The organism is Pseudolabrys taiwanensis (assembly GCF_003367395.1).
Lineage (GTDB): Bacteria > Pseudomonadota > Alphaproteobacteria > Rhizobiales > Xanthobacteraceae > Pseudolabrys > Pseudolabrys taiwanensis.
The window spans coordinates 724,637-739,828 of the sequence record NZ_CP031417.1; the positions used below are offsets into that span (position 1 = coordinate 724,637).

A 15,192-nucleotide genomic window follows, 5' to 3' on the forward strand; every position below is an offset into this window, starting at 1 on the left:
TTTGGGGGGATCAATGGCGGTCGATGTCGAGGGGCTTAAGGTCAAGGCTAAACTCAAGGGGCGCTACGAAAAACAAATTGCGCGTCTGACCAACGCCAAAATACAAACCGACTGCATAGAACAGGCCGTCAAAGGCGCAACTGAAAATCTCAAAACCGCAAAGCAGTCCTCATTAATCATCTATGGTGAGCCCCAAAGTGGCAAGACAGAGATGATGATTTGTCTTACTGCAAAGCTTTTGGATAGCGGCCATAAGACAATCATCCATTTAATGAATGATAGCGTGGACTTGCTCTCGCAAAATTTGCGACGCTTTAAGTCTTCTGGATTGGCTCCCGCTGCGCAAAATTCGTCTGAGGTGCTTGGGGCTAGCAAAAATCTTAAAGCGCAGGAATCAGTCATTTTCTGCAAGAAAAACGCGAAGGACTTACCCAAGCTAATAGATCGGTTGAAGGGCGTTTCATCTGTCGTTGTCATCGACGATGAAGCCGACTACGCGAGCCCAAACGGTAAGATTAACAAGGGAACAAAAACAAAAATCAATAAGTTGGTCGGGGACCTTATTGGACCGAAAGGCTATTATGTTGGTGTTACGGCGACGCCGGCTCGCCTCGATCTGAATAATACCTTTCAAAATGACACCGAAAAGTGGGTGAATTTTCCGGCTCATGCCAAATATACAGGGCAAGACACGTTTTTCCCACTTGATCAGAAGAAAATTGCTTATCGACTCAAGCTTTTAGAGCAGGGCGGAAACGCAAAGGACGCCGAGCAAGCTCTTATCCGTTTCCTGGTGACCGCCGCGCACTTGAATCTCAATGAAAATAAGGCCGAAAAAAACTACACGTTGCTCGTTCACACCAGCGGCAAAAAGCAAGATCACGAAGTGGATCGGGCCGTTATCGAAGGCGTGGTTCAGTCTCTTAGTGCTCCCGAAGACAAGGCGTTTGCGCGGCTAGTCGCTGAGGTACATAAGAATGCGGAGGCCCTGTATGCGAACGCCAGCGCTGACAAAATCACTGACTATGTAGTTGAGAATATCACGAGGGCCTCGATCGTCGTTCTCAATAGTGAGCGGGATCGAATTGCCGCTGGGGACTCTGCGACGGACCCGACTTCTCCTTTTACAATAATTATTGGAGGGAACATCGTTTCGAGAGGCGTGACCTTCCCAAATCTGCTGGCGATGTTTTTTACAAGAGATGTCGCAAATAAGTTGCAGCAAGATACATATATCCAGCGTGCCCGCATGTTCGGGGCTCGAGGCGAGTATCTCAAGCATTTTGAGCTTACAATACCCAAGCAGCTGTACGCTAACTGGCACCGTTGTTTTGTGTTTCACAAGCTCGCATTGGAAACAATTGTGAGTAAGTTCGGGTCCCCTGTCTGGGTCGGTGACGGCCGTATTTCTGTGGCTTCTAAGGCCAGCATCAACAATGCCACTGTTGTCTTGGACAAGGGTGAGATGTCTTACCAAATGTTTGACTATGATCCGGCGCTGGATTCTCTCATTCAGCAGGCGCCTACGGATGTCAAAACATTGCGTGAGCTCCAAAAGAAGATTGGCAAGCAATCATTGCCGGATTTTCTAATTGGCTATATTGAGGCAGTGCAGCCAAATGGCGATGGGTCGTTAGCAATTCACAAATCATCGCGCATCTCAAAAGGAAAGACGTACGATCAGGCCGCGATCTCGCGTGCTAAGGGCGTAATGGGTACTCCTCAGCGAGAGCTTGATAAATTTCCGAAGGCGCTTCATCACATCAAAATCTTCTTTAACGGACAGAACAAAGCTCGTCTGTTCTATAAGAGCGAAGGAAGTATTCAGTTTACGCAGAACAACCCCGTTTGAGGGCGCGGCGATGCGGCGGTTCTCCGTCGAATGCATCGGGTGTTGATGATTGTCGACTTCGATAGCCGCGCAGGTTCCGGGGGCGTTTCGTTCGCACCCGCATCCAGCGTCCAAAATCGGTTTGGACATAGTGAGTTTGTGCGCCCACTTCGCCAGCAAGCGCGATGGAGCTTCAGATCTCCGTATGTGCATGCGGAATGCCTCACTCGTCATGAACTTGTTACTCGGTTTGGCAGATGGTCTTAGTCGTCGGCCTGCCTGGGATTGAGTTCTTGGGGGTTGATCTGGATTGCGTCCAGGCTGCCCTCAAGGCATTGTACATGCCGGGGTTGTGAGCGGGTGGCGGCTGGGGGCATGTGCTTTAGGATATGTGCCGGGCTTTTTGCCCTGTTTTTGTCGGTGGTGCCGAGCGCGGCGCAGAACGTTGGCGACGTGATGCGCCTTTTCGGGGGCATGCTTCAGCCGGCAATGCGCGAGGCCGCCCGCGCGGAATGGCAAAAGCTCTCCCAGGCCGAACTTGCCTGCATAGATCAGTCGCTTCGGCGTGCCGGCACTAGCGTTGGCGCTGCCATTAACGCCGGGGTCACGCCTGCCGATGAACGATTGTCCAATATTCGGCTTGCCTGTGCTGCAGCTCTTTCGGAGGCAGTGGGCGACCCCGGGCGAGTCTATGTGGTGGCAAACACCACCCCGCCTGATGCTTTCCTGTCATTGAGGAGCGAGCCGAGTACGTCCTACGGGTACCGTGTCGCGACTATGCCTAATGGCACCCGTTTGACCGTGCTGCGCCAGAGGAGCGATGGATGGTGGCTGGTACGGATACTTGCCACCGGACAAGAGGGGTGGGCTCTGAGCCGAATTGGTGGGAAGCCGTTCATTGAATGTTGTGTAAGCCCCAACCAGAACGGAACGGCAAATCAGACGGCATCTCAGCCAAGCTTCGATTGCACAAAGGCGCGAGCGCCGGACGAGGTGGCCATTTGCTCCAATCCGGAGCTTGCGAAGCTAGATACACGCAGAGCATTTGCTTCGTCTCGATCATCAAGACGCGGTTTAAACGGCTTGTAAGCGGTTTGGCGGGTCTCCCGTTGCCCGGCCAGGACTCCCAACGCGGCCTTATGGGGCGGTGAGTTAGGCCCGCAGCGCATTCACGCAAGCCGTATCCCCACCTTCCGCGCTGCCCTTGTGCAGGCAGGTGATGCCCCTCGGCTTGCGTGCCCGCTCAAGGCTGCTGAGCCTTGAGAACTCCCGACCGGCCGCGATGGGCGTGGCCGGAGAAACTAACGGGAGTAACCCACATGAACCACAAACAATCCAAGCCTTACGCTGTGTACGTTGTCGAGGGAGAGGGCGATGCCTTCTGGACCAAGATCGGCGCCGCGTGGCCGCACGAAGACGGCGAGGGCTTCAACATCCAACTGTCGGCTGTGCCTTTGAACGGCCGCCTGGTGGTCCGCAAGCCTAAGGCCAAGAAGGAGGCGGGGCAATGAGCCCCGCCGGCTCGAACCACTTTGTGGTTCGCGCCCACGACTACGACCTCTGGCAGGTCGTGGTCGTGGCCAAGGACCGCGAGGACGCGCTTGCAAAGGCGAAGTCGATGTACGCGACCGACGGGTTCGGCAACACCGACGCCTTCGTGCATTTCGACCGCAGCATCGATTGGGAAGCCTTCGAGCTGGTGCCGGAGGTGGTCCGATGAGCCCCCTGGTCTCGCGCCCGCGTAACACCGTGATCCACGGTGATTGCGTGGAGGTCATGCGTCGGATGGCGTCCGCTTCGGCGGACTTCATCCTCACCGACCCGCCGTACCTGGTCCGCTATCGCTCGCGTGACGGCCGGACCGTCTGCAATGACGATAACGATGCCTGGCTTGAGCCGGCCTTCGCGGAAATGCACCGCGTGCTCAAGCCGGGCTCGTTCGCCGTGACCTTCTACGGCTGGAACGTCGCCGACAAGTTCATCGCGGCGTGGCGCGCGGCCGGATTCCGCATCGTCGGGCACATCGTGTTCCGCAAGCGCTATGCTTCGTCTGTGCGCTTCCTGCGCTACGAGCACGAGTGCGCGTACCTGCTCGCCAAGGGCAACGTGCAAATGCCCGAGGATGCGCCATCCGATGTGATCGAGTGGGTCTACACCGGCAACCGGCTGCATCCGACGCAGAAGTCGGCTGCGATGCTCAAGCCGTTGATCGCGGCGTTCTGCCCTGCCGGCGGTTTAGTGCTCGACCCGTTCTGCGGGTCGGGCTCGACGCTCGTTGCCGCGCGCGAGCTTGAGCGCGGGTATGTCGGCATTGAGCTTGATCGTGGTCACTACCACAAGGCCAGCATGCGAGTGAGTGCGCCGACGCGCGACAGCCCGAGCCGCGCGGTTTTCCCTTCGAGCATTGGCGTGCATTGATAGGGACTTTTGGCCTAGCTATAGGAGGTAACCCTGGGTTAATCTCGGCACTGGGGGCGGAGAGCATGACGGACAATAGAATTGTCTTGATTAATCGCGAGGGGAAAAAGCTCACTTACGAGTATGGGGCGGACGTAATTTACTTGGATATGCAACGGGTGACGCTGCGTCATGCCTCACAAAAGCAGGCCATTTGGCTGCTATTGCAATCCCTTGGCCGCGTTGTAACTCACGCTGAGATCGTTGCTATTCTTGACAAGTCTGGTCAGGGCAATAAGAACGACGCTCCCAATTCGAGGTCTGGTAAATTCATCGCCCAACTTCGCGCAGAGTTGAAACATAGCCACGATCTTCATGGCCTTATCAAGAATGTGCGAAGCGCTGGCTATATTGTTGGCGAGGGCTGGACAAGGCCGCCATCGGAAATTCGGATTCAGAAGTCACACGAGTTTCTGGATATGCTTGACAACGTAGTCTCGGACTGCATCCGTCATGCTAACGATATGCCATTGATTACCTGTCAAAATGGACTTCAATATATAGCCTTCAAAATTGATTTCTCGCTTCAGAAATTCAAGATTCTAAATTCCATGTTGTGGGATATCATACGTATACTCTCATCAACAACCGCAAAACCTAGCGACTTGATCGAGATAAAGGCCTCCTTTCACGACCTTTCTTCATACGTTTTATATTGGCGTATCGGCGACGGGCTGTCCGAGGAGAAATGGAAGGCAGACTATCGCGATGAAATTCGGACTCAGGCCAGGAAAATTCATCAGCAAGTGGAGGCCATAATGAAAGATATTGAACGCTCCTCCGACGCGCTTCTATAGCGCGAAGGCCTTCAGGATAGGCCCAATGTCGGTTAAAGGGGCTCGGTAAGTACGTAGCTAATGCGCACATTCTCCTTTTGTTTCTTTGCTTTCGTGATTTTGACCGACCCAAGCCGTTTCAGGTTATCGACGTGGGTGCCGCCGCACGGTAACGATCGATAGGAGCCGACAGTTACAATTCGTGACGGCTTGTCCTTGGGGATGAACGGCGCGAGCTGCGGGCGCAGTTGGGAAATTGTTGGAAAGTCGGACAGCGTCGCCGAGACGGCGTGTGTATTGGCTATATCCGTTGCCATTTGCTGGTTGGAGCCGTTGATAAGGGCGGTAACGTCAACCCCGCGCTCGTTCAAGAACTCGACGTATGGGCCGTCGTTAAAATGATAACCCTTAACGGGAATCAAATTCTCGTTCAGGTTTTCAATAACGTGGCTAACGAGGTGACCTGCAGTATGAAGCCGAGCATTCAGTTCTCTTTGTTGCTGGTCTACGGACAGAGCTCCTAGCTGGCCAATATATTTTTGGTTGAAATATGTGTCTGGAATATAGTGTCGCACGCGCCCATCATGAAACCCGACAAAAGAAACCGGCACATCGTCGCCGGATATCCTAATGAAACCCTTGTCGGCAGGCTGCCCGCCACCTTGCGGATAGAAAATTGTTTGATCAAGAATGAGGTATCCTCCTTTTTCATCTCGGCCAAGCTCTTGAACCGTCCCCGTGTCTTCGAAAGTGTAAGTATCATCCAGATATGAGAGTTTTGTCATTGCTCCATCCTTTCATGTGCGGTTGTATGTGACATAGTACAGGCGGAGGCGTTCGCCGTCATATTCGTGCCTAATGACGTCAATCTTTTCGAGTTCGCCTGTGGTATCTACGTGCGTGCCATTGCATGGGATGGCTTCTAAGCCGCCAAAGCGAACGTAACGAGTGCCGCTTTCGAGTCCGATATCCACTATGAGATTCTGTTCGATGAAGTGTTGCAACAGGTCGTTCAACTCTTTGATATGGCCCTCTTTTATTTGATTGGCCGAGTGTAACGTGAGGGCGGCCTGATCTGGATAGTGTTGGCCAAATAACACAGTGCAACGTTGATCTATTTGCCTCATCGCTGATGCAATCAGATGTCCAGCAGAATGATATGCTGACTGAAGGTGTCTCCAGTCCTGATCAAGTTGCAGCGTGATTTCGGCGCCGACCTCCAAGCCGTTGGAAGAGTTAACGTAGTGGCTAATTTCTCCGCCGTCGAAGGCAACCGCCAAGACTTGCGCCGATCCAATACAGCCGCGATCTGCACGTTGGCTTCCGGTCGTTGGATGAAAGATAGTGCGATCGAGGTGCACAATTGGAACGTCTGCCTCGATCATCCCCACAATGCGCGCCGGCATCGAAATCGCGTTGTCGAACAGAAACATCAAATTCGTCACAGTAATCTAGCTCCAAAGCATGAGGGGAGACTGGTCATTGCGGTATCCAATAAAGCAGGACCAGGTCACGCGTTGGCCCCTTTGGATGATTTCGACCGCATGGACTTTGGTTGCATTGAACAGGATTAGTTCGCCTACACGTGGCTGAAGCGTTGCCGTGGGTACCGGCAGTTCTTCACGCCGCAATCCATAGCTGTCCTTGATTCTGCGGCGGTCGTATTCCTGTTGGTCGTAGGAGATGTCCCAGAGTGTCAGGGAGCCGCCGGCCTCAGGCATGGTGAGGTAGACATTCATGGCCACTTGGGACGTTATCTCGCGTGCTTCTGGCTGGGTCGGAGCGTCCCAAGCTAAGATGTCTTGGTGCGGCTCTGCATAGCTGCCTTCGGCGAATGTGCGCGCCAAGCCCGCGAACATTTTTGTGCCGTTCATCGTCCCTAGCTGTGCGCCCGCGGGCCATAGCTCTTCCATCTCAAGCCTTATGCGATCAATTGGAGTCAGATGCGGATGGAGTCCGGCGCGCAACTCTCTGATCCACTTAATTGAGTTTTTCTTGTATCGACGTGCGGCGTCGTCACTTGCCTGAGTTTCGAAAAATGACTGGCCGATGCGACCGATTGCGGGGGCGTTTTCGTACGTCCCGTGTAGGTCACTTTTCAGCAGTGCCCGCGAAATTGCAGCGGCGGCATCTGGCGAATAGAAATCTGGAATCCGGATGGCTGTAAGTGTGCCATTGAAGAGTTCGCTAAGGTCGCCTCGCGTTACTTCATTTCTTTCGACGACTAACATAGGGGCGTTCCTTTTCTAGGTCAGCGACCGTTAGCCAGTGGTGTGAAAGTAGCCGTTCCAGGCGCGAAGTCGATCTCTGAAGATTCTAAGAAAAAGGGAAAAATCGCGGAAAATGAACTCCGGGCAGATACGCGGTGTCTGATTCAGTGCACTAACAGCGCACTTATACATTTGCTTCGCAAACATAGGTACGACAAATCAAAGAGATAGACAGCGAGAGCAAGTCGGCCTAATGGCGGCCGATGGCCTCGTACCATTTGAGCGCGCAAGTCATTCAGCGCAGCAAGGGTAAGTCGGCGATTGCCGCTGCGGCCTACAGGTCCGGATCGCGTTTGTATGATGAAGCCGGTAAGTGCCATCACGATTTCAGCCGGCGGCGCGGTGTTGTTTCCAGTGAGATATTGCTTCCTGCGGGCGCTCCAGAATCTTTGCGCGATCGGCAGACCCTTTGGAATCTTGCTGCCCGCATGGAGCGCCGCGACGATGCGCAGCTCGCCCGTGAGATCAATTTAGCCCTTCCGCATGAGCTGGATGTCGTCCAGCGTCGCGAAACACTCCTTAAATTCGTCCACGAGGCTTTCGTGGACCGGGGCATGGTCGCTGATGTCGCGATCCATGCGCCCGTTGTCGAGAAAGGTGACGACCCGCGCAACCACCATGCGCACATCATGCTGACGCTCAGGCGGGCAACCAAGGACGGCCTGCATCGGGTCAAGACGCGGGAGTGGAATAGCGCCGAGCTATTGAAGCATTGGCGGGCGTTATGGAGCCTGCATGCCAACCGCGCGCTGGAACGCGCGGGCCTCCTGGCGCGGCTCGACCACCGCACGCTTGTGGTCCAGCGCCAGGAAGCGTTAAGGCGACGGGATTGGGCCTCGGCGGCTTTGTTGAACCGTCGGCCACAGGTGCACATCGGCCCGAAAGCCAGGAAGATTGTTGAGCGGCGTCTGGTCCCGCGAAGCGTTGTGCGCGAGCGGGGGCCTTGGCGGCGCCGTGATGGTGAGGCGAGGCCGGTGCGGCGGATGGTGCGTTATCCCGCGATCGATAAGGGCTCGCGGGTTGCCCATGGCGTGAAGGTCGCGCGGCAACGGTCGCTGTCGATGTTTGAAGGGGTGCGGCGCTGGCAGGCGAGGTCGGCGCGGCTGCGCCTGCGCAAAGAGAGAATGACGCGGCTGGAGTCTGTCTTGCTGGTCAACTTCCGCCGCCTGCATGAGGGCGTCGATTATCGCTGGCTTGAGCGGAAGGAGAGACCGCACTCGTTGCAGGTCCAAGTGGAGGACGCGGCGCGCAGGTTGGCGCATGTCAAGCGAAGGCGGGGACAGCTTGATGTCCTGATGGCCGAGGTGGACCGCACCCTCGCGCGGTTGCTTCTTAGTCAGTCGGCGGCGCGTAGGACGCCCCTTCTCCTTCAGTCGAACAACCCCCGAGGGCATAAGCGGGCGGGGCGGATGCGGGCCAGGTATCCCATCGCCCCTTCCACCTCCGTTCCCGGTAGTGCCTGACCTTGCGCGCGAGCAGCGGCGGGAGTCCGGTGAGCAGGACCAGGCAGCGATGCAGTGGCAGGCGCCGCACTTCGCTGGGGTCCATCAGGTAGCGCCGCGTCTCGGTACGGCTCTCGCGGTCGTTGGTGTCTTCGGATCTGGACAGCACCGTGGTCATGCCGATGCTGTCGGCGAGTTCGCGCGCGGTGTCGTTGTCGTTGACGTTGAACGCCACCTGGCAGCCCGAGGCCGCCATGAAGGTGCGTGCGCCGTGTTCGCCGTAGATGCGCTTGAGCTGGCCGAGGTCCTGGAAGACCAGCAGCGTTTGCGCGTAGGCCCGGAGATAACCCAGACCGCTGGCCAGCGCTTCGAGGTAGCCGAGGGCGGGGCACTCGTCGATCAGCAGCAGCGGCTTGTGTTTGCGGTTCGGATACTCCTTGCCGCGCACGGCGGCGGCGAGCGCGCAGCCCATCATCATGCGCAGGAACGGCCGGTACACCGTGAGCTTGTCCTCGGGCACGCAGATGAACACCGTCTTGGTGCGCGCGTGGATGTTGAGGAAACTGAAATCCGACGCCGAGGTGAGCATGCCGCCGATGCGGTCCTTGGACCAGAACGCGAGGCACTTGGCGGCGTTCTTGATGATTGAGGTCATTTCCAGTGAGCCGAGGCTGGCGAGCGTGATCCGGCCTTCCTCCGCCACGGAGGGGATGGAGCTTTCCGCCATGGCGGTGAACAGGCCTGTCAGGGCTTCGCCCTCGGCCGCGATCAGCTCGCGCAGGGTGGCGAGCGTGCGCCCGGGTTTGGGGTAGGCGTTGATGAGGTGGCGGATGAGCGCGGTGATGAGCTGCTTGGCGCTGGAGTCCCAATGGGCCTCGCTACTCTCCGAGATCACCAGCAGGTCGGCGATCATCGCCGCGTCGTCCGCCTCGTGGTGCGTGCCGGTGCGGATCATGTCCAACGGGTTAAGGCGATGCGAGGTGGCCGGGTTGAGCGCGTCAAGCCGCCAGACCGGGCCGAGCGTTGAGCGCCAGCGGCCGGCGACGGCAAGGCACTCGCCCTTGGGGTCGGTGCAAACGATGGCGCGGGGTGAGTTATCGAGCAGCGCCGGCAGCACCAGGCCCGAGGTCTTGCCCGAGCCCATCGGCGCATAGACCAGCACCGCGCCGTCGCCGCGATAGCGGATGAACCCGAGCCAGGCCTTGGCGACGATGATGCCTTGCCGCGAGCCCCAGGTGCGAGCGCGGAGCATGCGGAGCCAGGAAGCCCAGCGCGCGCTGCCGTGGCTGGTGCGGCGCCGGCAAAGCCGGATGAGCATACGCACCAGCCGGCGGGCGAGCGCGAACAGACGGCGGGCCGCCCACCAGGTAACTTCCAACACGAACACCGCGACAGGCTTCCGGTTGACGCATGGCGCGTCAAACAATCTGCCTGTCGCGGCGGCGATAAGCGGCCGGAAGGCTACTCGGCGGCGATCAGCCCGCGTTCAAATGCCATACGTCTGACAAGCTTGGCCGGCGGCTTGCCGCGCTGGAATACGATTACCTTGTCCGAGAACTCCGGGCCTTTGAGTTCGGCGGCCTTGGCGAGCGGCTTCTTTCTGCCGTCGATCAGGCCGTTGCGTTCGCCAAGGTAGCGCGACAGCTCCTCCGCCGTATCGTCGTCGGGGTCCATGTAGCAGCGGATCGCGCAGTTGCCGAGGATGCCCTCGGCATTGCGGTAGGCGGACTTCAACTGCCCGTAGTTCTGGCAGAACATCCAGAAGCGCACGCCGTGGCCACGGGCGTAGTCCAGTCCCTCCTCGATCACGTCCATGCGGCCCAGCCGCGGGAATTCGTCCAGGAAGAACGTGACCAGCGGCACGTCCGCTTCCGCTTCGGTCCTGCACAGGGCCATGATGGTCTGGCCGAGGATGACCCGCAAGACCGGCGCATACTTCTTGAGGTCTTCGAGTTTGACGCAAAGATACAATGTCGCGTTTTGCTGGCGCAGCATGTCCGCGTGCCAGTCGCTGTGCCGGGTGATGCGCGCGAGTGTCGGCGACTGCCAGCATTCGAGGTGGTTGCGCGCGCTGTCGAGGATCGCCTCCCTTTGCTTGCGCGGCATCGAACGGAGGGCGTTGGACTGCCGCCGCAGCATCGGCACCCCGGAATCCCTCAGGGACGAGAGCCAGTTCTCGAACTCCTCGTCGCTCAGGTACAGCCGGTCGATGACCGCGCCCATGTTCCGCAGTTCGGGTGGTTCGTGCAGCGCGACATCGAGCAGCGCGGTGGTGAGCAGATCCCGGCCCCGGTTCTCGAAATAAGCATCCGAGTTGATCGGGACGATAAGCAGATCGGCGAGCTTGCGGGCGTCGTCCCAGGCATCGTCGCCGGGCTGGATGCCGTCCAGCGGGTTATAGTGGTTCGTCACGTTCGGCAGGCCCGGCGCAAACGCGAAGATGCTGCCGACGTTCTCCTTGCGCCAGCGGGCCGTCTTCTTGAACGCCTCGGTCTTGATATCGAGCACGACGGCCGGACCGCGCATGGACAGCAGGTTCGGGATCACGTGGGCCTGGCTCTTGCCGGCGCCCGGCGGGGCGATGGTGATCAGGCTTTCACGGCGGTCGTACTCGAAGCGCCGCTCGGTGCCCTCGAAGGCGCCCAGGGACAGCGCGTAGGGTGAGGACGAACGCGGCGCTTCCGACGGTGACAGCCATCGGCTGCCGGCGAAGAGGTACTTCTCGAGGATATGCCGGTCCGTGTCGTCCAGGGGCGACTCTTCGTCCAAAGCCGCGCGAAGGACTTCCTGGACGTGCTCATGCGCTGTGCCGGCGTCGCCGAAGTTGCTGCTCATGAAAATGCGCAAGCCACCATCCAGGGCGGACCGGTCCCTCGCCGAATGGTTCTTCGCGTAGCTCACTATGCACCGGCCGCCGTTCCAGACGATGGGCGCCTGGATGCGGCGCAGGCGCGTCCGGTCGATCATGCCGAGGACGTGCAGGATGTCCGCCAGCCGGAGAATGGCGCGGTCGGCGTCGTCGAGGTCCCGCAGGGTCTTGCGCAGGACGGCACCTTCGATTGCCCTGGCGGCCAGGTGCCGATGGACCGTGGCGTTAAAGGCGTTGCCGACAGCCAGGCCGACGTTGACCCCCTTCACCGGGATGGCCACATGCACCTGGCCCTTCTGGGTCTTGTCCTGGACCGCGTGCTTGGCCTCGCCGAAGTCCCGCCAGGCGACATCGCATTCGGCGATCGCGACCTCCAACGCGTTCAGCTCGTTGTCATGGAAGGCGTCGACGGCCGCGAGAAGTTCCGCCTTCGGGGGCCCGGCTTTCTCTTCGGGCGGGACCTCTGGCGGCAGCTGTGCCGGCGGGGGCGCAAACTGCCGGAGGAGCAAAAGCACCACCAGCAGCGCGCCAACGACGAGAACGACCACGAACTCCTGCGGAATGTCCTGCATTACAGCCCCCAAACGCATTACAACCGGCGGGGGTATCTTCGTGTTGGGGCAAGCATGGCGTCAAGCACCCTGGCGCGCCCTTGGGCTCACCCCGTGCCTTGCGGAGGGGTGGCCACGCGGTCGCGCGCGGCGGCGCAGGCAGCGGCCGGCCGGGTTACGCGTCCCGCTTTGAACCCAGCCGAGACGCTGCTAACCTGTCGCCGCCGGTGAGAGCGCACTTATGGGTTTTCACGGAAAACCCCGACCGTGCCGTTGCGTGAGTTCGTGTCGTGGCGATCTACAGCCTGCACCATTCCGCTATCGGGAAGGCAACGCAGCCGAGGACGAACACGGCGGCCGCACACGTCCGCTACATCGCCCGCAAGCGTGCATGCACGCGGTTGTTTGGGGCGCGCATGCCGGCGACCAGCGCCAAAGCACAGGCGTGGCTTCGCGAACAGGAGCAAGCGGACCGGAAGAACGCGCGCATCTGCGACAAGGTGCTGCTGGCTTTGCCGCGTGAGCTGACCGCCGACCAGAATGCCGAACTGGTGCGTGCCTTCGCCGAGGAGGTGACGCGCGGCCGGGCATCATGGCTCGCGGCGTTCCATGCCAAGGGCAAGGATGCACATAACCCGCACTGCCATCTCGTCATAAGGGACCGCGATGTGGAGACCGGCAAGAGGGTCTGCAGCATGAGCGAGCGGGGCTCGACCGACCGGCTTCGCCTGCTCTGGGAACGGCATGCCAACGCGGCACTCGAACGGGCGGGCCGGGACGACCGGATCGACCGCCGCACGTTGAAGGCCCAGGGCATCAAGCGTCGGCCGACCATCCATGAAGGCCTGAGCGCGCGCGACATGGAGAAGGACGGCAAGGCCGTTCGATCCAGGGTCCGGACCGTCCGCAACGGCGTGGGAGCAAGGTCCGGGGCGAGGTCGGTGGACTACCGGAAAGTGGACCAGGGTAGGTCTCGGCCTGGATACAACGACCACCTTCGCGAGACAGAGGCCGATTATTGGGCGGCCATCGATGCCGACCGCATCGCCAGGGACTGGCGGGCCCAGGACGAGCAAAGGGCGCGGGAAGTGCCTCCGCCGAGGGATAGGCTGTCGTTCAGCCAGAAGCTCGCATTAAATCGTGCAGCCGAGGTCCGCGATCCTGGATGGAAGGCCCGCGAACGCCAGAAGACGCTGGCGCGGTGGAAGCGCGAACAGGAGCGCGACCGCGAGCGGTGACGGGCGTCGGCCTTAAGGTTTCCTGTTCAGTCTCGCGGCGTAGTCGCAGGCGGAGATTTCGAGGACGTTCGACGCGATCCTGAAATTACAAACCTGGCTCACATTACCCAGGAGGGGAGCGGTCATCCTAAGCAGCAGCCGTGTGGCATCCAGCTTTTCCCAGCTGCCGGCGGCATTCCTTCCATGATTGGACATGATGAGGGTGCCACCCTTCACGAACTCAAGTGCCATTTGGTTGTCGCTGTCGACTTCCCATTTGCCTTCCAGAGGCGGTTCGCCCCAGGCCGCCAAGAGGGTAGCAGACGCCAAGCAGGTCAGAATGCGAATCTTCTTCATCGATCCCTCGATATCAATTCCGCGATTGCCCTTTACGATTTGCAGTTGGCGAGCATGTAGGCCCGGGCCTTCGAGAACCCGCCGAGTTGCATGTCCGACATCGGGCCGCTCGCGCTGTCGATGCTCATCTGCATCGACCATTTGTCGCCCTGGCCCTGCGACAGGTACGCGCGTTCTTCCGCGAGCAGTTGCTTGGCGATGTTGATAGCTGCCTGACCGGTGGCCCGGCCTTTTTGAAGCGGGATCGTGTAAACGTCGCCGGCCGAGTCGATCCAGAGCGCGCGTATATCTTTGAACATCGCGCCAAGCGATATCGCGACGTATTCCAAGCGGCCGCCCGGCGCGCATTCGATCCAGAGCCCGGCGAGTTTATCGCTATAGGGCTTCTCGGATTTGGCGATCGCGGTCAGGCGGCCGTTCTGGGTTGCGATGCGCCACTGGCCGATCTGTTGCTCTTGGGCGCCGGCGGGTGCGGGTGGTGCTGCTTGTGTCTGAATGACAGTGGGTTCTGGAGACGCGGCGTGACTTTGCGTTGTGGCCACAAGAATCCAGATGAACGCGGCCAGGCAAAGCCGCGCGCACGACGTAAAGAGCATGGAGGCGCCCCCGAATGCGAGGCGCGCGGCGTTAATGCGCTGCCTCAAATGGCGACAGAGTTTCGAGAGCGTAGCGAAAATGTTGATTTATGAGCGGGCAGAGGAGTTGCCGGTCTTTGCGGAAATTCACTAAGCTCGCTCGTGGAATCTCTTTCGGCTTTTCAATTCCCGACTTGCCTGCATGTTCCAGGCGGTATCTCGCCGCTGCAGTGGCCGCTCAAAAGCCCCTTGCATAAATCAAGAGTTTTGCACGGAGGTCAGCGGTGATCTTCGGGTATGCGCGGGTATCGAGTTGCGGTCAGGAATTGGACCTGCAGCTTACGCAGCTAGGCGCGGCAAACTGTGAGAAGGTCTTTTGGGAGAAGGACAGCGGCGCAAAAGATGACCGCCGCGAACTGCGCCGGCTGCTACGCGCCATTGGCCCTGGAGATCTGGTTGTCGTCACGGCGCTGGATCGGCTGACGCGCGGCGGTCCCTATAAGACGCTTTGCGTTCTCCAGGAGATCACCTCGCGCGGCGCCACTTACAAGTCCCTTGCCGAGCCCTGGGCTGACACCACTCACGAGCTTGGCGAAGTGTTGGCGGCATTGGTTGGTTATATCGCGCGCAAAACTCGCCAGGACATTCTTGTGCGGACCGCCGCCGGCCGCGCGCGGGCGAGGGCCAACGGCGTGAAGTTCGGGCGCCCGCCGAAGCTATCGCCGTTGCAACGCGCGGAAGCTATTGCGCGATGCCTTGCCGGCGAGAATGCGGGGCGCATTGCCAGGTCCTTCAATGTCAGCCGCTGGACAATTGGCAGGATTGTCCATGACGGGCGGTGAACTGG

At 59.3% G+C, this 15,192-nt stretch carries 15 protein-coding genes and 1 pseudogene; 9 read left to right on the forward strand and 7 right to left on the reverse strand.

Going from position 1 to position 15,192, the window contains the following annotated elements:
* Positions 1-13: 13 nt before the first annotated feature.
* The 6 genes from DW352_RS03440 to DW352_RS03465 all read left to right on the forward strand — a co-directional run bounded on the left by DW352_RS03440 (position 14) and on the right by DW352_RS03465 (position 5,085).
* Entirely contained in the window at positions 14-1,852 is a 1,839-nt protein-coding gene (locus tag DW352_RS03440) for a Z1 domain-containing protein (protein ID WP_115688555.1), read from the forward strand.
* Between the two features lie 756 nt (positions 1,853-2,608).
* A complete protein-coding gene (locus DW352_RS27610; protein WP_425374648.1) occupies positions 2,609-2,920 on the forward strand; it encodes a hypothetical protein in 312 nt (103 codons plus the stop codon).
* Positions 2,921-3,150: 230 nt separating this feature from the next.
* On the forward strand, positions 3,151-3,342 hold the full coding sequence (locus DW352_RS03450; RefSeq protein WP_115688559.1) for a hypothetical protein: 192 nt from the start codon (positions 3,151-3,153) through the stop codon (positions 3,340-3,342).
* Positions 3,339-3,551 carry a hypothetical protein gene (locus tag DW352_RS03455; protein WP_115688561.1) on the forward strand — a complete coding sequence of 71 codons (213 nt, stop codon included), beginning with the start codon at positions 3,339-3,341 and terminating at the stop codon, positions 3,549-3,551. The genes DW352_RS03450 and DW352_RS03455 overlap by 4 nt, the downstream gene beginning before the upstream one ends.
* On the forward strand, positions 3,548-4,249 hold the full coding sequence (locus tag DW352_RS03460) for a DNA methyltransferase (protein WP_115688563.1): 702 nt from the start codon (positions 3,548-3,550) through the stop codon (positions 4,247-4,249). The genes DW352_RS03455 and DW352_RS03460 overlap by 4 nt, the downstream gene beginning before the upstream one ends.
* A 65-nt stretch (positions 4,250-4,314) precedes the next feature.
* Positions 4,315-5,085, forward strand: coding sequence for a response regulator transcription factor (locus DW352_RS03465; protein ID WP_162826761.1), 771 nt, complete (start codon positions 4,315-4,317; stop codon positions 5,083-5,085).
* A gap of 32 nt (positions 5,086-5,117) precedes the next feature.
* Here the strand turns inward: DW352_RS03465 and DW352_RS03470 are convergent, their stop codons facing one another.
* Genes DW352_RS03470 through DW352_RS03480 form a run of 3 tightly spaced genes read right to left on the reverse strand, consistent with a single transcriptional unit; the run spans position 5,118 to position 7,295 of the window.
* On the reverse strand, positions 5,118-5,849 hold the full coding sequence (locus DW352_RS03470; RefSeq protein ID WP_115688567.1) for an alanine--tRNA ligase-related protein: 732 nt from the start codon (positions 5,847-5,849) through the stop codon (positions 5,118-5,120).
* Positions 5,850-5,861: 12 nt separating this feature from the next.
* Positions 5,862-6,497 (reverse strand): alanyl-tRNA editing protein, encoded by a 636-nt coding sequence (locus DW352_RS03475; RefSeq protein ID WP_115688569.1) that lies wholly within the window; start codon positions 6,495-6,497, stop codon positions 5,862-5,864.
* A gap of 18 nt (positions 6,498-6,515) precedes the next feature.
* On the reverse strand, positions 6,516-7,295 hold the full coding sequence (locus DW352_RS03480) for a 2OG-Fe(II)-dependent halogenase WelO5 family protein (RefSeq protein ID WP_115688571.1): 780 nt from the start codon (positions 7,293-7,295) through the stop codon (positions 6,516-6,518).
* A 242-nt stretch (positions 7,296-7,537) separates the two neighbouring features.
* Here DW352_RS03480 and mobQ point away from each other — a divergent pair, with 242 nt between their 5' ends.
* Positions 7,538-8,797: a MobQ family relaxase gene (gene mobQ / locus DW352_RS27260; protein WP_115688573.1), complete on the forward strand. Its 1,260-nt coding sequence runs from the start codon at positions 7,538-7,540 to the stop codon at positions 8,795-8,797.
* A 34-nt stretch (positions 8,798-8,831) separates the two neighbouring features.
* On the opposite strand, the pseudogene DW352_RS03490 reads toward mobQ, so the two are convergent.
* Both DW352_RS03490 and DW352_RS03495 read right to left on the reverse strand, forming a co-directional pair.
* Positions 8,832-10,094: pseudogene (locus DW352_RS03490) on the reverse strand (type IV secretory system conjugative DNA transfer family protein); the annotation flags it as partial.
* 143 nt (positions 10,095-10,237) lie between these two features.
* Complete coding sequence (locus DW352_RS03495) at positions 10,238-12,217, reverse strand: type IV secretory system conjugative DNA transfer family protein (RefSeq protein ID WP_115688577.1); 1,980 nt, start codon at positions 12,215-12,217, stop codon at positions 10,238-10,240.
* Between the two features lie 269 nt (positions 12,218-12,486).
* Here DW352_RS03495 and DW352_RS03500 point away from each other — a divergent pair, with 269 nt between their 5' ends.
* On the forward strand, positions 12,487-13,434 hold the full coding sequence (locus DW352_RS03500) for a MobA/MobL family protein (protein WP_115688579.1): 948 nt from the start codon (positions 12,487-12,489) through the stop codon (positions 13,432-13,434).
* Between the two features lie 12 nt (positions 13,435-13,446).
* On the opposite strand, the gene DW352_RS03505 is transcribed toward DW352_RS03500, so the two are convergent.
* Both DW352_RS03505 and DW352_RS03510 read right to left on the reverse strand, forming a co-directional pair.
* On the reverse strand, positions 13,447-13,770 hold the full coding sequence (locus DW352_RS03505; RefSeq protein WP_115688581.1) for a hypothetical protein: 324 nt from the start codon (positions 13,768-13,770) through the stop codon (positions 13,447-13,449).
* 32 nt (positions 13,771-13,802) lie between these two features.
* Positions 13,803-14,366, reverse strand: a complete 564-nt coding sequence (locus DW352_RS03510) for a hypothetical protein (RefSeq protein ID WP_115688583.1) — start codon at positions 14,364-14,366, stop codon at positions 13,803-13,805.
* Between the two features lie 263 nt (positions 14,367-14,629).
* On the opposite strand from DW352_RS03510, the gene DW352_RS03515 reads away from it, so the two are divergent.
* Positions 14,630-15,187, forward strand: a complete 558-nt coding sequence (locus DW352_RS03515; protein ID WP_115688585.1) for a recombinase family protein — start codon at positions 14,630-14,632, stop codon at positions 15,185-15,187.
* Positions 15,188-15,192 lie beyond the last annotated feature (5 nt).

What these genes read in the sequence shown, in the direction of transcription:
- DW352_RS03440 (WP_115688555.1), top strand. Translation starts at nt 14, where the DNA reads ATGGCGGTCGATGTCGAGGGGCTTAAGGTCAAGGCTAAACTCAAGGGG.
- DW352_RS27610 (WP_425374648.1), top strand. Translation starts at nt 2,609, where the DNA reads ATGCCTAATGGCACCCGTTTGACCGTGCTGCGCCAGAGGAGCGATGGA.
- DW352_RS03450 (WP_115688559.1), top strand. Translation starts at nt 3,151, where the DNA reads ATGAACCACAAACAATCCAAGCCTTACGCTGTGTACGTTGTCGAGGGA.
- DW352_RS03455 (WP_115688561.1), top strand. Translation starts at nt 3,339, where the DNA reads ATGAGCCCCGCCGGCTCGAACCACTTTGTGGTTCGCGCCCACGACTAC.
- DW352_RS03460 (WP_115688563.1), top strand. Translation starts at nt 3,548, where the DNA reads ATGAGCCCCCTGGTCTCGCGCCCGCGTAACACCGTGATCCACGGTGAT.
- DW352_RS03465 (WP_162826761.1), top strand. Translation starts at nt 4,315, where the DNA reads ATGACGGACAATAGAATTGTCTTGATTAATCGCGAGGGGAAAAAGCTC.
- DW352_RS03470 (WP_115688567.1), bottom strand. Translation starts at nt 5,849, where the DNA reads ATGACAAAACTCTCATATCTGGATGATACTTACACTTTCGAAGACACG.
- DW352_RS03475 (WP_115688569.1), bottom strand. Translation starts at nt 6,497, where the DNA reads ATGTTTCTGTTCGACAACGCGATTTCGATGCCGGCGCGCATTGTGGGG.
- DW352_RS03480 (WP_115688571.1), bottom strand. Translation starts at nt 7,295, where the DNA reads ATGTTAGTCGTCGAAAGAAATGAAGTAACGCGAGGCGACCTTAGCGAA.
- mobQ (WP_115688573.1), top strand. Translation starts at nt 7,538, where the DNA reads ATGGCCTCGTACCATTTGAGCGCGCAAGTCATTCAGCGCAGCAAGGGT.
- DW352_RS03495 (WP_115688577.1), bottom strand. Translation starts at nt 12,217, where the DNA reads ATGCAGGACATTCCGCAGGAGTTCGTGGTCGTTCTCGTCGTTGGCGCG.
- DW352_RS03505 (WP_115688581.1), bottom strand. Translation starts at nt 13,770, where the DNA reads ATGAAGAAGATTCGCATTCTGACCTGCTTGGCGTCTGCTACCCTCTTG.
- DW352_RS03510 (WP_115688583.1), bottom strand. Translation starts at nt 14,366, where the DNA reads ATGCTCTTTACGTCGTGCGCGCGGCTTTGCCTGGCCGCGTTCATCTGG.